The 18,715-nt window shown below is 71.2% G+C and carries 16 protein-coding genes; 14 read left to right on the top strand and 2 right to left on the bottom strand.

Translation table 11 applies throughout. The features are described from left to right. Positions 1–39: 39 nt before the first annotated feature. The 12 genes from ACGFSA_RS22880 to ACGFSA_RS22825 all read left to right on the top strand — a co-directional run bounded on the left by ACGFSA_RS22880 (position 40) and on the right by ACGFSA_RS22825 (position 13,840). The gene (locus tag ACGFSA_RS22880) at positions 40–645 is read left to right on the top strand and encodes a hypothetical protein (protein WP_393306970.1); all 606 of its coding nucleotides are present in this window, start codon (positions 40–42) and stop codon (positions 643–645) included. Positions 646–868: 223 nt separating this feature from the next. Continuing rightward, positions 869–1,267: a cell division protein SepF gene (locus tag ACGFSA_RS22875; RefSeq protein ID WP_366136485.1), complete on the top strand. Its 399-nt coding sequence runs from the start codon at positions 869–871 to the stop codon at positions 1,265–1,267. A 55-nt stretch (positions 1,268–1,322) separates the two neighbouring features. Beyond that, positions 1,323–2,552, top strand: a complete 1,230-nt coding sequence (locus ACGFSA_RS22870) for an AAA family ATPase (RefSeq protein ID WP_393306967.1) — start codon at positions 1,323–1,325, stop codon at positions 2,550–2,552. Beyond that, positions 2,549–2,908 carry a nucleotide pyrophosphohydrolase gene (locus tag ACGFSA_RS22865; protein ID WP_393306965.1) on the top strand — a complete coding sequence of 120 codons (360 nt, stop codon included), beginning with the start codon at positions 2,549–2,551 and terminating at the stop codon, positions 2,906–2,908. The genes ACGFSA_RS22870 and ACGFSA_RS22865 overlap by 4 nt, the downstream gene beginning before the upstream one ends. Before the next feature lie 124 nt (positions 2,909–3,032). Continuing rightward, positions 3,033–3,557 carry a DUF6099 family protein gene (locus ACGFSA_RS22860; protein ID WP_393306963.1) on the top strand — a complete coding sequence of 175 codons (525 nt, stop codon included), beginning with the start codon at positions 3,033–3,035 and terminating at the stop codon, positions 3,555–3,557. A 90-nt stretch (positions 3,558–3,647) separates the two neighbouring features. Beyond that, complete coding sequence (locus ACGFSA_RS22855) at positions 3,648–4,571, top strand: LLM class F420-dependent oxidoreductase (RefSeq protein WP_393306961.1); 924 nt, start codon at positions 3,648–3,650, stop codon at positions 4,569–4,571. Positions 4,572–4,613: 42 nt separating this feature from the next. Continuing rightward, the gene (mmuM, locus tag ACGFSA_RS22850; RefSeq protein WP_393306959.1) at positions 4,614–5,591 is read left to right on the top strand and encodes a homocysteine S-methyltransferase; all 978 of its coding nucleotides are present in this window, start codon (positions 4,614–4,616) and stop codon (positions 5,589–5,591) included. Positions 5,592–5,643: 52 nt separating this feature from the next. Continuing rightward, positions 5,644–7,119, top strand: a complete 1,476-nt coding sequence (locus ACGFSA_RS22845) for a 3' terminal RNA ribose 2'-O-methyltransferase Hen1 (protein ID WP_393306957.1) — start codon at positions 5,644–5,646, stop codon at positions 7,117–7,119. After that, positions 7,116–9,683 carry a polynucleotide kinase-phosphatase gene (locus ACGFSA_RS22840; protein ID WP_393306955.1) on the top strand — a complete coding sequence of 856 codons (2,568 nt, stop codon included), beginning with the start codon at positions 7,116–7,118 and terminating at the stop codon, positions 9,681–9,683. The genes ACGFSA_RS22845 and ACGFSA_RS22840 overlap by 4 nt, the downstream gene beginning before the upstream one ends. 110 nt (positions 9,684–9,793) lie before the next feature. Next, complete coding sequence (locus ACGFSA_RS22835) at positions 9,794–11,026, top strand: arginine deiminase (protein WP_393306953.1); 1,233 nt, start codon at positions 9,794–9,796, stop codon at positions 11,024–11,026. 156 nt (positions 11,027–11,182) lie between these two features. Continuing rightward, positions 11,183–12,187 carry an ornithine carbamoyltransferase gene (argF, locus tag ACGFSA_RS22830; protein ID WP_393306951.1) on the top strand — a complete coding sequence of 335 codons (1,005 nt, stop codon included), beginning with the start codon at positions 11,183–11,185 and terminating at the stop codon, positions 12,185–12,187. 213 nt (positions 12,188–12,400) lie between these two features. Next, entirely contained in the window at positions 12,401–13,840 is a 1,440-nt protein-coding gene (locus tag ACGFSA_RS22825) for an amino acid permease (RefSeq protein WP_393306949.1), read from the top strand. 22 nt (positions 13,841–13,862) lie between these two features. On the opposite strand, the gene ACGFSA_RS22820 is transcribed toward ACGFSA_RS22825, so the two are convergent. After that, positions 13,863–14,297: an ATP-binding protein gene (locus ACGFSA_RS22820; protein ID WP_393306947.1), complete on the bottom strand. Its 435-nt coding sequence runs from the start codon at positions 14,295–14,297 to the stop codon at positions 13,863–13,865. A 225-nt stretch (positions 14,298–14,522) separates the two neighbouring features. Between ACGFSA_RS22820 and ACGFSA_RS22815 the strand changes: the two genes are divergently transcribed. Then, positions 14,523–15,350 (top strand): enoyl-CoA hydratase family protein, encoded by an 828-nt coding sequence (locus tag ACGFSA_RS22815; RefSeq protein WP_393306945.1) that lies wholly within the window; start codon positions 14,523–14,525, stop codon positions 15,348–15,350. A 4-nt stretch (positions 15,351–15,354) separates the two neighbouring features. Further along, positions 15,355–17,691, top strand: coding sequence for a bifunctional salicylyl-CoA 5-hydroxylase/oxidoreductase (locus ACGFSA_RS22810; protein ID WP_393306943.1), 2,337 nt, complete (start codon positions 15,355–15,357; stop codon positions 17,689–17,691). 130 nt (positions 17,692–17,821) lie between these two features. Here the strand turns inward: ACGFSA_RS22810 and ACGFSA_RS22805 are convergent, their stop codons facing one another. After that, positions 17,822–18,658, bottom strand: coding sequence for a GNAT family N-acetyltransferase (locus ACGFSA_RS22805; protein ID WP_393306941.1), 837 nt, complete (start codon positions 18,656–18,658; stop codon positions 17,822–17,824). Between the last annotated feature and the right edge of the window lie 57 nt (positions 18,659–18,715).

The following is an 18,715-nucleotide window of genomic DNA, read 5'->3' as shown; positions in this document are numbered from 1 at the left end:
CCCGAGGACGGCGAACGGATCGTCGACGGTATCGGCGGCATGTTCAACTCCGCCGAGGACTCGGCCGCCGCGTACGCCGACCTCGTCACGTCCGTCACCGAGCTGGTCGCCGAACGGCGTGCCCGCCCCCGTCGCGACCTCACCTCGTACTTCCTCGGCCATCCGGCCGGTCTGGACAACGACGAGACTGTGCGTCAGATCACTCTGGTCATGAGCGCGGGCCACGACCCGACGACCAACCTGATCGGCGACGCGCTGCTGCACATGCTCACCGACCCGAGCTACGCCGGCTCGCTGCACGGCGGGGCGATGACGGCCCATGAGGCGATCGACGAGGTCCTGTGGCAGGACCCGCCGCTGGCCAATTTCGCCGCCCATCACCCCCGCCGCGACACCGAGTTCCACGGCGTCCGGCGGCGCGCCGGGCAGCTGATCCTGGTCTCCTTCACAGGGGTCAACGCCCAGTCCCCGCCCGCCCCTTCGGACCCGGCGTGCGCTCCGGCGGCAGCGCCCATCTGTCCTGGTCGGCGGGGCCGCACCGGTGCCCCGCGAAGCAGCCGGCACTGCTCATCGCGACGACCGCGATCGAGCAGCTGGCCAGCCGGCTGTGCGATGCGGAGCTGGCCGTTCCGGCGAGCGAATTGATGTGGCGGCCCGGTCCGTTCCACCGCGCGCTGGTGCATCTCCCGGTCCGTTTCAGCCCGCTCGACGTGACCGGCGACGCGGCGCTTTCGGTCTCGTCGGAGGTGTCGATCAGCCGCTGACCCGTGTCGGTGGTACGCCGAACGGGTGAGGGGCGCGAGAATTGCCCGATGAACAGCGAGTGCAGCCGGCGCAACGCCGACCGAAGCACAGACGGGGTGGTCCGGTGAGCAGGTACGACAGGTACGACGTCACGGACGAGCAGTGGGAGGGTCTGGCCCAGGTCGTACCGCTGCGCAGCCGCAACGAATGGCCGTCGCGGGTCGACCACCGGGCGGTCCCCGACGACCATGAGACCGCCGAACAGCGCCGCATGGTCGTGCTGCGCGTGCAGGTCTTCGCGGACGCGCGCGAGGTGGCCGAGTATCTGGTCGCACAGATCCCCGTGCTGCTCGATCTGACCAGTGCCGAGACCGATGTGGCCAAGCGGATCCTGGACTTCACCAGCGGTGTGGTCTTCGGGCTCGGCAGCGGGATGCATCGCGTCGACCGGAACGTGTTTCTTCTGTCGCCGGTCGGCATTGAGGTCGAGGGGGTCACGGCGGCGGGCGTCCCCCGATCGTAGGAAGGTCGTGCGGGCGGAACGGTTCGCCGGTCGACGACGTGCGTACGGTCCGCTCATGACTGCACACTGCCCGGAAAACCCGTGGGCGACCCCAGTGGCATCAGCCGCCCGAGAAGTCCGAACCGAGGCTGTCCGAACCGAGCCTCCCCGAACCGGGGCGGTCCGGTCCGCCGGCCCCGTCGTCACCGAACTGCGGCTCTCCGCCTTCGCCTCGCACCGTGGCACCGTCCTCCCGGTGGGCCCGCTCACGCTGTTCACCGGGGCCGGTGGCAGTGGCAAGTCCAGCGCGCTGCGGGCGTACGAGGCGCTGGCCCGGCTGGGCGCGGGCGACCCGCTCGACGAGGTGTTCCCGGATCCGGCGGCTTCCGTGCCCGAACGGGCTGGTCCCGACGCCCAGGGCCGCCGCGGCTTCCGGATCGGCTGCACGGCGACCGGCCCGGCAGGACCGGTCCGGCTCGACGTCGCCGTGCAGGCCGAGCCCACCCTCCGGATCGTCGGCGAACGGCTGACCGGCGGCGGCGAGACGCTGCTGACCACCGCGCTGCGCGACCCCAGGGGCTCGACGGTCCAGGCGGCCTGGCACACGGCCGGCACCGTCCCGGTGACCCGGGCGCCGCTGCCGGACGACCTGCTCGGCACGGCGCTGCTGCCGCTGAGGGTCGCGGGCACGACCGAGGGACAGTTACGGGTCCTCGCCGCCGCCGAACAGATGGTCGTGGCCCTGCGCTCCGTCTTCGTGTGCGAACCGCGGCCGCAGCGGATGCGGGCGCCGGTGCCCGGCGGGGAGGGCCGGCTGCGCCGGGACTGCGACAACCTCGCGGCGGTACTGGAACGGACACACACCCAGTGTGGACAGCGGCATGCCCGGCTGGTTGCGGCGGCCGCTGCCGGATGCGCGGGGACAGTGAGGGGGCTGGGCGTCGAGCGGATCCCGGACGGGTTGTTGCGCGCCGTGGTGGAGCGCGACGGCGGGCACCTCACCCCGGTCGGGCGGCTCGGCGACGGCGAGTTGAGGTATCTGGCGCTTGCCCTGGTTCTGCTCACCGGCCCCGGGGTGCTGGCGGTGGACGCCGCGGCGGAGGTGCCGTCGGCCATGCAGACGCTCACCGTTCTGGTCGACGGGCTCGACCGGGACCTGGACGGACGGCAGGTGGCGGAACTGCTGGCCCTGGCCGCGTCGGTCGGCTCGACCGGGCACCTCAGGCTGGTGGGGACGGTCGCCGAGGCGGCCGCCGCACGGGCACGGGGAACGGCCGGTGCGACGGTGGTACACCTGGAACCGTGAACGGACTCGATGTACAGACACTGCAGCGACGGCTCGCCGTGTTCGCGGCCGCCCGTGACTGGGAGCAGTACCACACCCCGAAGAACCTGGCGGCGGCGCTCAGCGTCGAGGCGTCCGAACTGGTCGAGATCTTCCAGTGGCTGACGCCGGAGCAGTCCGCGCGGGTGATGGAGACGCCCGAGACGGCGCATCGGGTGGCGGACGAAGTCGCGGATGTGCTCGCGTATCTGCTGCAGTTCTGCGAGGTGCTGGGCATCGATGCGCTGGCGGCGCTGGCGGAGAAGATCGACAGGAACGAAGCGCGCTTCCCGGTTCCGAAGCCCCCAGAGCCTCATGGTCGTCACTCTTCGGAGTGATCGATTTCTTCACAGTCGACTTCGTGTCCACAGATTTCCGAAATCCCCTGGCCTTTCGGTACCACTCCCCTCACTGTGGGTAATGGATGAAGTGAGCGGGTTTTCGTTCGGACGGGGGCGACGCATGGAAGCGGAGCGGCTCATAGAGGTAAGCCGGCGGGCTCTGGCGCAGAGCCGGGGCGCGCCGTCCATCATGGCGGAGGCCTGGCAGGTCCAGGCGCTGGCCCAGGCGATCGGCGAGCGGCTGGCGGCCTACGGGCCGAAGGCGCTGCGGGGCGAGGCACGGGGGCTCGGCGAGATCGGGGGAAGCGGCGGCGGGGCGCCGGACCATCCGGTGGTGCGGACCGGCACGGCGCGGGCCGCGCAGCTCGACGAGGTTGCCGATCCCCGGGCGGCCCTGACCGGTCTCGGCGCGCTGCTGGGGGAGATGGGGATGGCTCTCGTCGCGGTGGCCTGTGACACCGGCGAGGAGAGCCTCTACTGGCAGTGCATCGAAGCGATCGACGCGGCCGACGAGGCGCTGGACCGGGTGCACGGGATGCTCCGGCTCCTCGCCGAGCAGGACCGCGAGCAGGACCGGCAGCGCGAGCGGGACGGTACGTACGGTGCGGTGCGCGGACCGGCGGGCTCCGCGGCGGGCCAGCCGTGACGGCGCGGGGTCGTCATGGCGGGGCGTTCGGTGGGGCGGCGCGGGGCGGGCGCGAGGAATGACCGGTGCTCGCAGGTGCAGGATGGAACCATGGATCTTCGAATCTTCACCGAGCCCCAGCAAGGGGCGAGCTACGACACCCTGCTCACCGTCGCCAAGGCTGCCGAGGACCTTGGGTTCGACGCGTTCTACCGCTCCGACCACTATCTCCGCATGGGGGCGGGCGACGGGTTGCCCGGCCCGACCGACGCGTGGATCACCCTGGCCGGGCTGGCGCGCGAGACCAAGCGGATCCGGCTCGGCACGCTGATGACCGCGGGGACCTTCCGGCTCCCGGGTGTCCTCGCGATCCAGGTCGCCCAGGTCGACCAGATGTCCGGCGGACGCGTCGAACTCGGTCTGGGAGCAGGTTGGTTCGAGGAGGAGCACAAGGCGTACGGTATTCCGTTCCCCAAGGAGAAGTTCGGCCGGCTGGAGGAGCAGCTGGCCATCGTCACCGGGCTGTGGGCGACCGGGGTCGGCGAGAAGTTCAACTACGACGGCGCCTACTACCAGCTCACCGACTCACCCGCGCTGCCCAAGCCGGCACAGGCCAAGGTGCCGATCCTGATCGGCGGTCACGGTGTGACGCGTACACCGCGGCTGGCCGCCCAGTATGCGGACGAGTTCAACATTCCGTTCGCCTCGCTCGAGGACAGCGAGAAGCAGTTCGGGCGGGTCAGGGAAGCGGCGAAGGCGGCCGGGCGCGGCGCGGACGACCTGGTGTACTCCAACGCCCTGGTGGTCTGCGTCGGCAAGGACGACGCGGAGGTGGCCCGCCGGGCGTCGGTCATCGGGCGCGACGTGGAGGAGTTGAAGGCGAACGGGCTCGCGGGCTCGCCCGCCGAGGTGGTCGACAAGATCGGCCGGTACGGCGAGATCGGGGCGTCGAGGATCTACCTCCAGATCCTCGACCTGAACGATCTGGACCACCTGGAGCTGATCTCCTCGCAGGTCCAGTCCCAGCTGAACTGACCAACGGAGCTGCAGGAGCAGCCACGACCGGAAGGAACACCTGTGCAACCCGCCCGCCCGCTGGCCGCCGCGCTCGCCGAGTCCACCGTCCTCCTGGACGGAGGTCTCTCCAACCAACTGGAGGCGCAGGGCTGCGACCTGTCCGACGAACTGTGGTCGGCCCGGTTGCTGGTCGACGAGCCACGGCAGATCGAGGCCGCGCACCGGGCGTATGTGCGGGCGGGTGCGCAGGTGCTCATCACCTCCGGCTACCAGGCGACGTTCGAGGGGTTCGCGCGGCGGGGGATCGGCCGGGCCCGGGTGACGGAGCTCTTCGCCCGCAGCGTGGAGCTGGCCCGGCGTGCCGGTGCGGCGGCGGACCGGGAGGTCTGGGTCGCCGGCTCGGTCGGCCCGTACGGGGCGATGCTCGCGGACGGCAGCGAGTACCGCGGGCGGTACGGCCTCTCGGTGCGGGAGCTGGAGCGCTTCCACCGGCCCCGGATCGAGGCGCTGGCCGCCGCCGGCCCCGATGTGCTGGCGCTGGAGACGGTGCCGGACACCGACGAGGCGGAGGCGCTGCTGCGGGTGGTCGACGATTACGGGCTGTCGGTCTGGCTCTCGTACAGCGTGGCGGGCGACCGGACCCGGGCGGGGCAGCCGCTGGAGACGGCGTTCGGGCTCGCCGCCGGACACGACCGGGTGGTGGCCGTGGGGGTGAACTGCTGCGATCCGGCGGACGCGGACCGGGCGGTGGTGACGGCGGCCGAGGTGACCGGGAAACCGGTCGTCGTCTACCCGAACAGCGGGGAGCGGTGGGACACCGGGGGCCGGGGGTGGACCGGTGGTGCCACGTTCGACCCCCGCCGGGTGCGGGGCTGGCAGGAGGCCGGTGCGCGGCTGGTCGGTGGCTGCTGCCGGGTCGGGCCCGGACCGATCGCGGAACTGGCCGGGCTGATTGCGGCGGGACGGACGGCGCGGAGGTCAGGGAGCGGGTCGGCGCGTGGCACGGACCGTGGGACGGGAGGGGCGACAGAACCGTAGACACTACGAAAATGCCTGGTGGGGGGCGAGTGATCCAGACCATACTCGACGTGTGTTCCTGACCATCAGTACGACCGGCACCCCTGAGCGCCCCGCGACCGACCTCGGCTTCCTGCTGCACAAGCATCCCGAGAAGGCACAGGAGTTCTCCACCTCCCACGGCACCGCGCATGTCTTCTATCCCGAGGCATCCGCCGAGCGCTGCACGGCCGCCCTGCTGCTGCAGGTGGATCCCGTGGCGCTCGTGCGCCGGGGCAAGGGCAAGGGCCGCGGCGGCGCCCCCGACGCGGCGCTCGCGCAGTACGTCAACGACCGGCCGTACGCGGCGTCCTCGCTGCTCTCCGTCGCGATGAGCACCGTCTTCAAGTCCGCTCTGAACGGCGTGTGCCGGACCCTGCCCGAGCGCGCGGCGGCGCCCCTGCCGCTCAGGATCGAGGTGCCCGCGCTCCCGGCGCGCGGTGGTGCGGAGCTCGTGACGAAGCTCTTCGGTCCGCTCGGCTGGACGAGCGTGGACGCGGTGGCGGTACCGCTGGACGAGCAGTTCCCGGAGTGGGGCGACTCGCGGTACGTACGACTGATGCTGGAAGGCGAGTTGCGGCTCGCGGACGCGCTGCGGCAGCTGTACATCCTGCTGCCGGTGCTCGATGACGCCAAGCACTACTGGGTCGCGCCCGACGAGGTGGACAAGCTGCTGCGGGCCGGTGACGGCTGGCTGGCCGACCACCCGGAGCAGAAGCTGATCACCAGCCGGTATCTGTCCCGGCGCTGGGGGCTGACCCGGCAGGCGATGGAACGGCTCGAACTGGTACGGCTCGCCGAGCTGGACGACCTGGCGGTGGAGTCCGTCGACAACGCCGTGGACGAGACGACGGACACCGAGGAGAAGCCGGTGCCGCTCGCCGAGCAGCGGCGCGAAGCGATCCTGGAGGCGCTGCGGGCCGCCGGGGCGAGCCGGGTGCTGGACCTGGGCTGCGGGCAGGGCCAGTTGGTGCAGGCACTGCTGAAGGACGTGCGCTTCACGGAGATCGTCGGCGTCGACGTCTCGATACGTGCCCTGACCATCGCCTCGCGCCGGCTGAAGCTGGACCGGATGGGCGAGCGCCAGGCCGGCCGCGTCACGCTGCGGCAGGGCTCGCTCACGTACACCGACAAGCGGCTGGGCGGGTATGACGCGGCCGTGCTCAGCGAGGTCATCGAGCACCTCGACCTGCCGAGGCTGCCCGCGCTGGAGTACGCGGTGTTCGGCTCGGCCCGGCCGCAGACGGTGCTCGTGACGACGCCGAACGTGGAGTACAACGTCCGCTGGGAGAGCCTCCCCGCCGGGCACGTGCGCCACGGCGACCACCGCTTCGAATGGACCAGGGCCGAGTTCCTGGGCTGGGCGCAGGAAGTGGCGCAGCGGCATGGATACGGAGTCGGCTTCGTGCCGGTGGGACCCGACGACCCCGAGGTGGGGCCGCCCACACAGATGGCCGTGTTCACGAAGACCGCCGAGGACGACACGAAGAAGAAGGCGAAGGCAGCATGACCGGCAACGACACCGAGAAGAGCACCGACGCGCACGGCACGCTGCCGGTGACCGACCTCTCCCTCGTCGTGCTCATCGGGGCCAGCGGTTCCGGCAAGTCCACGTTCGCGCGCAAGCACTTCAAGCCCACCGAGATCATCTCCTCGGACTTCTGCCGCGGCCTCGTCGCAGACGACGAGAACGACCAGAGCGCGAGCGGTGACGCCTTCGATGTCCTGCACTACATCGCGGGCAAGCGGCTCGCCGCCGGACGGCTGACCGTCGTCGACGCCACCAACGTCCAGGCCGAGAGCCGCAGGCAGCTGGTGCAGCTGGCCCGGACCCACGACGTGCTGCCCATCGCGATCGTCCTCGATCTGCCCGAAGAGGTCTGCCAGGCACGCAACGCCACCCGGCCCGACCGCGCCGACATGCCCCGCCACGTCGTCCAGCGCCACCGCCGCGAGCTGCGCCGTTCGCTGCGCGGCCTGGAGCGCGAGGGGTTCCGCAAGGTGCACATCCTGCGCACCGAGGAAGAGGCCGACCACGCCGACGTGGTGCTGGAGCGCCGCTCCAACGACCTGCGTCATCTCACCGGGCCGTTCGACATCATCGGTGACATCCACGGCTGCAGCTCCGAGCTGGAGACCCTGCTCGGCAAGCTCGGTTATGCCGACGGCGCGCACCCGGAGGGGCGCACGGCGGTCTTCGTCGGCGACCTCGTCGACCGCGGCCCCGACAGCCCCGGCGTGCTGCGCCGCGTCATGTCCATGGTGGCGACGGGGAACGCCCTGTGCGTGCCGGGGAACCACGAGAACAAGCTCGGCCGCTACCTCAAGGGCCGCCAGGTCCAGCACACCCATGGGCTCGCCGAGACCATCGAGCAGCTGGACCGCGAGGACGCCAGGGACCCGGCCTTCCGAGAGCAGGTACGGGAGTTCATCGACGGGCTCGTCAGCCACTACGTGCTGGACGAAGGGAAGCTGGTCGTCTGCCACGCCGGGCTGCCCGAGAAGTACCACGGGCGCACGTCCGGACGAGTCCGCTCGCACGCGCTGTACGGGGACACCACCGGCGAGACCGACGAGTTCGGCCTGCCGGTGCGCTACCCGTGGGCGGAGGAGTACCGCGGCCGTGCCGCCGTGGTCTACGGCCACACCCCCGTGCCCAGCACCTCCTGGGTCAACAACACCCTCTGCCTGGACACGGGTGCGGTCTTCGGCGGGAAGATGACCGCGCTGCGCTGGCCGGAGCGCGAACTCGTCGACGTACCGGCCGAGAAGGTCTGGTACGAGCCCGCGAAACCGCTCGTCACCGAGGCACCCGGGGGCCGCGAGGGGCGTCCGCTCGACCTGGCCGATGTGCAGGGCCGACGGATCGTGGAGACCCGGCACATGGGCCGCATCTCGGTGCGCGAGGAGAACGCCGCGGCGGCGCTCGAAGTGATGAGCCGGTTCGCCGTCGACCCGCGGCTGCTCGGCTACCTCCCGCCGACGATGGCGCCCACCGCGACCTCCCACGAGGAGGGCTTCCTGGAGCACCCCGCCGAGGCCTTCGCGCAGTACCGGGCCGACGGGGTCGCCCAGGTCGTGTGCGAGGAGAAGCACATGGGCTCGCGGGCGGTGGCCCTGGTCTGCCGTGACGCGGACGCGGCCCGCGAGCGGTTCGGGGTCGAGGGCCCGACCGGGGCGCTGCACACCCGCACCGGACGGCCGTTCCTCGACGACGCCGCTATGACCGAGGAGATCCTCGGCAGACTGCGCACGGCCGTCGCCGCCGCCGGACTCTGGGAGGAGTGGGACACCGACTGGGTGCTGCTCGACGCCGAGCTGATGCCCTGGTCCCTCAAGGCGGGCGGGCTGCTGCGCTCGCAGTACGCGGCGGTCGGCGCCGCGTCCGGTGCCGTACTCCCCGAGGTCGACGCGGCACTCGCGGCAGCGGCGGTCCGCGGTGTGGACGTCGCCGACCTGGCCGCCCGTCAGCAGGACCGGACGGCCGACGCCGCGGCGTTCACCGAGGCCTACCGGCGCTACTGCTGGTCCACCGAGGGCCTGGACGGGGTGCGGATCGCCCCGTTCCAGATCCTTGCCGTGCAGGGGCGCTCACTGGCCTCCGTACCGCATGACGAGCAGCTGGCCTGGGTGGACCGGCTGGTGGAGCACGACCCCACCGGCCTGCTCCAGGTCACCCGCCGGCTCGTCGTGGACACCGGCGACGAGGCGTCGGTCCGCGCCGCTACCGACTGGTGGCTGGAGATGACCGGCCGCGGCGGCGAAGGCATGGTCGTCAAACCCCTTGCCGCGCTCGTGCGGGCCGAGAAGGGCAGGCTGGTCCAGCCGGGCATCAAGGTGCGGGGCAGGGAGTACCTCCGGATCATCTACGGCCCCGAGTACACGCGTCCGGAAAATCTGGAGCGGCTGCGCTCCCGGTTCCTGGGCCACAAGCGGTCGCTGGCGCTCCGTGAGTACGCACTCGGTCTCGAGGCCCTGGACCGGCTGGCCGAGGGCGAGCCGCTGTGGCGGGTCCACGAGGCGGTGTTCGCGGTGCTCGCCCTGGAGTCGGAGCCCGTCGACCCGAGGCTCTGACCGCAGCCGGATCGCGCCGGAACGCGACGCCGGACCCGGCAGCGGATTCAGTGGCGAACTCGGTGGCGATTCGCCGGGTGAACGGCGCACCGCGCGGTGAGGATGGAGACATGGGATTTCATGTCGACTCCGAGGCCGGGCGGCTGCGCCGCGTCATCCTGCACCGCCCCGATCTGGAACTGAAGCGGCTCACCCCCAGCAACAAGGACGCGCTCCTCTTCGACGACGTGCTGTGGGTGCGCCGCGCCCGGCAGGAACACGACGGCTTCGCGGACGTCCTGCGCGACCGCGGGGTGGAGGTGCACCTCTTCGGCGATCTGCTGCGTGAGTCCCTGGACATCCCGGTGGCCAAGCGACTCGTCCTCGACCGGGTCTTCGACGAGAAGGAGTACGGCCCGCTCGCCACCGAACACCTGCGGGCCGCCTTCGAGGAGCTGTCCACCGCCGAGCTGGCCGAGGCGCTGGTCGGCGGGATGACGAAGCGGGAGTTCCTGGAGCGGCACAGTGAGCCGACATCGGTCCGCTTCCATGTCATGGACCTGGACGACTTCCTGCTCGGTCCGCTGCCCAACCACCTCTTCACCCGGGACACCTCCGCCTGGATATACGACGGGGTGTCCATCAACGCGATGCGCTGGCCGGCCCGGCAGCGCGAGACCGTTCACTTCGAGGCGATCTACCGCCATCACCCCCTTTTCACCGGCTCCGAGGCGGGAGCCTTCCACCACTGGTCGGAGGGGCAGGACGACTATCCGTCCACCATCGAGGGCGGCGACGTCCTGGTCATCGGGCAGGGCGCCGTCCTGATCGGGATGAGCGAGCGCACCACCCCGCAGGCGGTGGAGATGCTGGCCCGCGGACTGTTCGACGCCGGTTCCGCCCGGACGATCGTGGCGCTCGACATGCCCAAGAGGCGGGCGTTCATGCACCTCGACACGGTGATGACGATGGTCGACGGCGATACGTTCGTCCAGTACGCGGGGCTGGGCATGCTCCGCTCGTACACCATCGAGCCCGGCAGCGGACCGCGGGAGCTCAAGGTCACCGACCATCCGCCCGAGCACATGCACCGGGCCATCGCGGCGGCGCTGGGCCTGGACTCGATCCGGGTTCTCACGGCCACCCAGGACGTGCACGCGGCCGAGCGCGAGCAGTGGGACGACGGCTGCAACGTGCTGGCCGTCGAGCCGGGCGTCGTTGTCGCGTACGAGCGCAACGCCACCACCAACACGTATCTGCGCAAGCAAGGCATCGAGGTCATAGAGATCCGCGGCAGCGAACTCGGCCGGGGCAGGGGCGGTCCTCGCTGCATGAGCTGCCCGGTGGTCCGCGATGCGGTGTAGGCACGGGGGAGCGCGCGACCGAACGGGGGAACACGGGGCCGCGCGGGAGTGCTGAGGGCGCACGGCCGCGCGGGGGTCCGTATAGCAATGCATTCTCTCGTATAGACTTCCAGAGAATCGTACGCGCGACCCTCGCCCGACCCAGGAGCAGCCACCATGGCCATAGACCTCGCAGGCCGCCACTTCCTCAAGGAGTTGGACTTCACGGCCGAGGAGTTCCGCGGCCTGATCGGCCTGGCCGCCGAGCTCAAGGCGGCCAAGAAGTCGGGTACGGAGGTGCAGCGGCTGCGCGGCAAGAACATCGCGCTGATCTTCGAGAAGACCTCGACCCGCACGCGCTGCGCCTTCGAGGTCGCGGCCGCCGACCAGGGCGCCTCGACCACGTACCTCGACCCCTCGGGTTCGCAGATGGGCCACAAGGAGTCGGTGAAGGACACCGCCCGCGTACTCGGCCGGATGTTCGACGGCATCGAGTACCGCGGTGACAGCCAGGCGGCCGTCGAGGAGCTCGCGGCGTACGGCGGGGTCCCCGTCTTCAACGGACTCACCGACGACTGGCACCCGACCCAGATGCTCGCCGACGTCCTCACGATGACCGAGCACAGCGACAAGCCGCTGGAGCGGATCACCTTCGCCTACCTCGGCGACGCCCGCTTCAACATGGGCAACTCGTACCTGGTCACCGGTGCGCTGCTGGGCATGGACGTCCGGATCGTCGCCCCGAGGTCCTACTGGCCGGCTGAGGAGGTCGTCGCGCAGGCCCGCGGGCTCGCCGAGGCCGGCGGTGCGACCGTCACCCTCACCGAGGACGTCGCCGAGGGCGTCCGCGGCGCCGACTTCGTCGCCACCGACGTCTGGGTCTCCATGGGTGAGCCCAAGGAGGTCTGGGCGGAGCGCATCACGGCGCTCGCGCCGTACGCCGTCACGATGGACGTGCTGAACGCCACCGGGAACGCCGATGTGAAGTTCCTGCACTGCCTCCCGGCCTACCACGACCTCGGCACCGAGGTCGCCCGCGAGATCCATGCCGCCCACGGGCTGACCGAGCTGGAAGTCACCGACGAGGTCTTCGAGTCCGCGCACTCGATCGTCTTCGACGAGGCCGAGAACCGGATGCACACGATCAAGGCCGTCCTGGTGGCGACTTTGGCCGCCGCCTGACGGGTCGCCGGTCAGGTTCTGTATGAACATGCGCACGATTGGGTGAACATGCAGGCAATTGGCTACAATAGTTCTACTTGGTGGGGTTCGAGCTCGCGGGCTCGAACCCCATTGTCGTGTCTGACGCGTTCCCCCCACGGAGCCGGCCGGAGCCCCCCACCAGCTCCGCGTGCACGCCCCCCCACATGCTCCACCAGAGAAGAGATCATCCCCGTGAGTCCGCTCCGCCCGCAGAGCCTGTCGCCCCGGCCGGGACTGCGCATCAAGAGCCCCACCCAGCTGGTCGCCGAATCCGGTGCCGACCTGGAGGGGCACGGCCTCAAGCGCACCATGGGGCTGTTCCAGCTCGTGTGCTTCGGTATCGGCGCCATCGTGGGAACCGGCATCTTCGTCGGCCTCTCCGACAGCGTTGCCAAGGCCGGTCCCGCCGTCGTCGTCTCCTTCGTCCTCGCCGCGATCACCTGCATCTTCACCGCGTTCTCCTTCGCCGAGCTGGGCGGCGCGATCCCGGTCTCCGGCAGCTCCTACTCCTTCGCCTACGCCACCCTCGGCGAACGCACCGCGTTCCTCGTCGGCTGGTGCCTGCTGCTGGAGTACGGCGTCTCGGTCTCCGCGGTCGCGGTCGGCTGGAGCCAGTACGTCAACGAGCTGCTGAACAGCGTCGTCGGCTGGCACCTGCCCGCCGCCCTGTCCGCCGGGCCCGGCGACGGCGGCGTGATCAACCTCCCCGCCGTCGTGGTGATCATGATGGCCGCCACCCTGCTGGTGCGCGGCGTCCGGGAGAGCGCGGGCGCCACGGCCGCGATGGCCGTCCTCAAGATCGGCATCCTGATCGCCTTCTGCGCCATCGCGTTCACCGCGTTCGAGGCAGGCCACCTCTCGCCGTTCGCCACCCACGGCGTGGCCGGGATCACCTCCGGCGCCTCGCTGGCGTTCTTCTCGTACATCGGCTTCGACGCCATCACCACCGCCGGTGAAGAGGTCAAGAACCCGCGCCGGAACATCCCGATCGCGATCATGATCTGCATCGGCGTCGCCACCCTGCTCTACTGCGCGGTCGCCCTCACCGCCATCGGGGCACTCGGCGCGGACGCCGTCTCCAACAAGCCGGCCGCGCTCTCGCTGACCGTCGACCAGGTCACCGACTCGACCGTCGGCGGCGGCATCGTCGCCTTCGGTGCGGTCGTCGCCATCGCGTCCGTCGTGCTCGCGGTGATGTACGGGCAGACCCGCATCCTGATGTCGATGTCCCGCGACGGCCTGGTCCCGCGGGTCTTCGAACGCGTCTCGCCGCGGACCGCGACGCCCGTCGCCAACACCTGGATCGTCGCCGTCGTCTTTGCCGTTCCGGCAGCCTTCGCGTCCCTCGGCGCGGTGGTGAACCTGACCACCATCGGCACGCTCGCCACCATGGTGGCGGTCAATGTCGCGGTGATCGCGCTGCGCCGCAGCCACCCCGGGCTGAAGCGTTCCTTCCGGGTGCCGCTCTATCCGGCCAGCCCGATCCTGGGCGTCGGCTTCTGCCTCTATCTGATGTACGGGACGGGCTGGGCGACCTGGGTGCAGTTCGCGGTCTTCCTGCTGGTCGGCGCGGCGGTGTACGCCTGCTACGGGCGACGCCGGTCGCGGCTGGCCGGTGCGGACCGGGCCTGAGAGCGCCCGCCGGGAGGGGGCACTAGTTCTGGGGCTGATGCGACGGCAGGGTGAACCAGACCGCCTTGCCGTGTTCCGTCGTGCGATGGCCGCAGGACGAACTGAGGGTGCGGATCAGCAGCAGGCCCCGGCCGTGCTCCTGCCAGGGGTCCGGTTCGCTGCCCGGACCGGGCCGGGAGAGATCGCCCGGCGGAGCCGGGTCGCGGTCGTGGACCTCCACCTGCCAGCCGGTCTCCAGAATCTCCACCACCAGCTCGATCGGATCGTCGCCGGCCGTGTGTTCCACGGCGTTGGCGACCAGTTCGGCGGTGAGGAGCTCCGCGGTGTCGAGGGAGTCGGCCGAGGGACCGATGTCCGTCAGCGCCGTACGGATCAGGGCGCGGGCGATCGGCACTGCCGCCGTCGAGTGCGGCAGTGCGATACGCCAGGAGGCGGGGATCGGTCCATCGGGGAGCACAGCAGGTTTCCGTTCCGGAGGTCACGACTTTCTGGAGCTCAAGACTTCTCGGTTTCAACCATACGAAGTGCAACGACGCAGACAAGGGGCGAGCGACCGGTACGAATGGGACTTTCGCCACTTCGCCCTCACCGCCGCCTTATTGCGTACTCGTGACGGGAGTCACGGATGAGTGATAAATTCGAGAGCAGGTAGCAGCCCGACGGCTGAAGGGGACCACCCTCCATGAGCCCGTTTCCCAGTTCCGCGCCACGCACGGAGCACTGGCGCCATCTGCGGCTGACGACGGACGACGGCGTCGCCACCGTCACCCTGGCCCGCCCCGAGAAACTCAATGCGCTCACCTTCGGCGCCTATGCCGATCTGCGCGATCTCCTTGCCGAGCTGTCCCGCGAACGCTCCGTGCGCGCCCTCGTGCTGGCCGGCGAGGGGCGGGGCTTCTGCTCCGGCGGCGACGTCGACGAGATCATCGGCGCCACCCTGGCGATGGACACCGCGCAGCTGCTCGACTTCAACCGCATGACCGGACAGGTCGTACGGGCCCTGCGCGAGTGCCCCTTCCCCGTCGTCGCAGCCATCCACGGGGTCGCCGCGGGCGCCGGTGCCGTCCTCGCGCTGGCCGCCGACTTCCGCGTCGCCGACCCGTCCGCCCGGTTCGCCTTCCTCTTCACCCGGGTCGGACTCTCCGGCGGCGACATGGGGGCGGCGTATCTGCTGCCGCGCGTCGTCGGTCTCGGCCATGCCACCAGGCTGCTGATGCTCGGCGAGCAGGTCCGCGCCCCCGAGGCGGAACGGATCGGGCTGATCAGCGAGCTGACCGAGGAGGGGCAGGCCGACGCGCGCGCAGCGGCGCTCGCACACCGCCTCGCCGAAGGACCCGCCCTCGCCCTCGCCCAGACCAAGGCGCTGCTCACCGCCGAACTCGACATGCCGCTCGCCGCCGCCGTCGAGATGGACGCCGCCACCCAGGCGCTGCTGATGCACGGCGACGACTACACCGAGTTCCACGCCGCGTTCACGGAGAAGCGGCCGCCGAAATGGCAGGGCAGGTAACGCGATGGGGTACGGCACGAGGCGGATCGCGGTCATCGGCGGCGGCCCCGGCGGACTCTACGCCGCGGCGCTCCTCAAGCGCCTGGACCCGGAGCGCTCCATCACCGTCTGGGAGCGCAACGCCCCCGACGACACGTTCGGCTTCGGCGTCGTCCTCTCCGACGAGACGCTCGGCGGCATCGAACACGCCGACCCCGTGGTGTACCGGGCGCTCCAGGCCGAGTTCGTGCGGTGGGACGACATCGACATCGTCCACCGCGGCCGGACCCAGACATCCGGCGGCCACGGCTTCGCGGCGCTGGGCCGCCGCCGGCTCCTGGAGATCCTGCACGAGCGCTGCCGGTCGCTGGGGGTACGGCTCCGCTTCCGCGAAGAGGCCCCGCCCGCCGCCGAACTCGCCGCGACGCACGATCTGGTGATCGCCGCCGACGGGGTGCACAGCGCCACCCGCGAGGCGTACGCCGACACCTTCCGGCCCACCCTCACCGCCCACCGCAACCGCTACATCTGGCTCGCCGCCGACTTCGCCCTCGACGCCTTCCGCTTCGAGATCGCCGAGACCGAACACGGCGTGATGCAGCTGCATGCCTACCCGTACGCCCGCCCGTCGCCCGACCACCATCCCTCGACGAGGCCCTCCGGGCCGCCGGATCAATCCGGTGCCTCCACCGTCATCGTGGAGATGCGCGAGGAGGTCTGGCGCGCGGCCGGGCTCGACACCCTGGACGCCGCAGCCTCGACGGAACGCTGCGCCAAGATCTTCGCCGATGTCCTCGGCGGCCGCCCGCTGCGTTCCAACAACTCCTCCTGGCTCACCTTCCGTACCGTCGTCAACGCCCGCTGGTCGCATGCCAACACCGTCCTCATCGGCGACGCCGCCCACACCGCCCACTTCTCCATCGGCTCCGGCACGAAACTCGCCGTCGAGGACGCCCTCGCGCTCGCCGCCTGCATCGAGGAACAGCCCGACCTGCCCGCCGCCCTCTCCGCGTACGAGACCGAGCGCCGCCCCGTCGTCGAATCGACCCAGCGCGCCGCCGCGGCCAGCCTGCGCTGGTTCGAGGAGCTCGGTACGTACGTCGACCAGGCGCCCCGCCAGTTCGCCTTCAACCTCCTCACCCGCAGCCGCCGCGTCACCCACGACAACCTGCGGCTGCGCGACGCCCGCTTCACCGCGGCCGTCGAGGAGGAGTTCGGCTGCGCCCCGGACACCCCGCCGATGTTCACCCCGCTGCGGCTGCGCGGTCTCGAACTCCGCAACCGTGTCGTCGTCTCGCCGATGGACATGTACTCGGCGGTCGACGGCGTCCCCGGCGACTTCCACCTCGTCCACCTGGGCGCCCGCGCACTCGGCGGCGCCGGGCTCGTCATGACCGAGATGGTGTGCGTCAGCGCCGAGGGCCGCATCACCCCCGGCTGCGCCGGCCTCTACACCCCCGCACAGGCGGCCGCCTGGACCCGGATCACCGACTTCGTCCACACCTCGGCGCCCGGCACGGCTATCGGCATCCAGCTCGGCCACTCCGGCCGCAAGGGCTCCACCAAGCTGATGTGGGACGGCATCGACCAGCCGCTCGACGCGGGCAACTGGCCCCTGTCCGCCGCCTCCCCGATCCCGTACGCGGAAGGAGTCAACCAGGTCCCGCACGCCCTGGACCGGGCCGGACTCGAGGTCATCCGCGCCCAGTTCGCCGCGGCCGCCCGACACGCCGTCACCTGCGACTTCGACCTGCTCGAACTCCACTGCGCGCACGGCTACCTGCTCTCCGGCTTCCTCTCGCCCCTTACCAACCGACGCACCGACACCTACGGCGGACCGCTGTCGAACCGACTCCGCTTCCCCCTCGAAGTCTTCGACGTGGTCCGCGCCGAGTGGCCCGACGACCGGCCCATGACCGTCCGGATCTCCGCCACCGACTGGGCCGACGGCGGCACGACGGCCGAGGACGCCGTCGAGATCGCCCGCGCGTTCGTCGCGCACGGCGCCGACGCCATCGACGTCTCCACCGGCCAGGTCGTCCCGGACGAACGCCCCGAGTACGGCCGCTCGTACCAGACCCCGTACGCCGACCGGATCCGCAACACCCTGATCGTGCCCGTCATCGCGGTCGGCGCGATCTCCTCCTGGGACGACGTCAACTCCCTGCTGCTGGCGGGCCGCGCCGACCTCTGCGCCCTGGCCCGCCCGCACCTCTACGACCCGCACTGGACCCTGCACGCGGCGGCCGAACAGGGCTATGCCGGACCGGGCGCACCCTGGCCGCTCCCGTACCGCGCGGGCAGCCGCACACCCCCGACCGGCCGCACGGACGCACCGAAGCCGCGGCTCACCCTGGGGTGAGCGCGAGACACTCGTGGCACCGGCACGGATCCGGATGCGGGGAGCCGCGCCAGTGCTCGGTTCTCTCGGCGCGGGCCACGTCCGCCGGCACGATGGCCATCGCCTCGACACCTCCCGGGTCTCGTCCCCGTCATCCCTCCTTCGCGCCGGTGTCCTGCGCACTGATCAGCAGCCGGTCCGAGACGGGCCGGAAGCCGATCCGCTGATACACGCCGTTGCTGGTCGGATTGGCGAGGTCCGTGAACAGCAGGATCTCGGCCGCGCCCGCCTCCCGTGCCGCCCCGCCGGCGTCCGCCGTCACCGCTGCCGCATAGCCGTGACCCCGGTACTCCGGTGGTGTGTACACGGTCGTGACCCGTACCGTGCCCGCGATCCGGGGTGAGACGCCCGCCATCGATACCGGGACATCACCGGCCTCCCAGAGTGTCAGCCTGCCGGACACCGTCCGCTCGTCCACCAGCCGCTCGGCGTGGGTGCTGAGCTGGCCGGTTTCTTCGGCGAAGGCGAGATGCCAGGCCAGGAGCAGCTCGCGGTCGGCGGTCGTGGCGGTCCTCGGGGTGCCCTCGGGGGCGGGGGGCGGCGGGATCAACTCGCCGAGCCGGTAGAGCCGTTGTTCCTGCTCGACGCGGTGGCCGGGCCAGCAGGCGGCCAGTGCCTCGGCGGTGGGGCGGTCCGCGTTGACACTGGTCAGGGGGAGTGCCGCGGTCAGTGGGACGAGGGCCTCGGGGGCGACCGTGCCCAGCAGCGGGGGATAGGGCGGAGTCTGCACCACTGTTCCCGCGACCTCGCCGTCCGCCCCGCGCCACCACCCCAGCAAGGGCGCGGCGTCGCCGTACGCGTGGGGGCCGCTGGACCGCAGGGTTGCGGTGACGGTCAGTACCAGGGTGTTCTCGGCGGGGCGGGCCGCCAGCGAGGCACCTGCCACGTCCAGGAATGCTTCGACATCATCCGTAAAGGTCCAGGTCATGGCTCATCCTGCCAAGCGCGGGGCATCGGGAGCACCTGCATTTCGGCGCCTGCGGCA

This window comes from Streptomyces sp. NPDC048496, from assembly GCF_043200055.1.
Taxonomy (GTDB): Bacteria; Actinomycetota; Actinomycetes; order Streptomycetales; family Streptomycetaceae; genus Streptomyces.
Note: the sequence above shows the minus strand (reverse complement) of the source record. Positions and strands in the feature narration are given on the sequence as shown.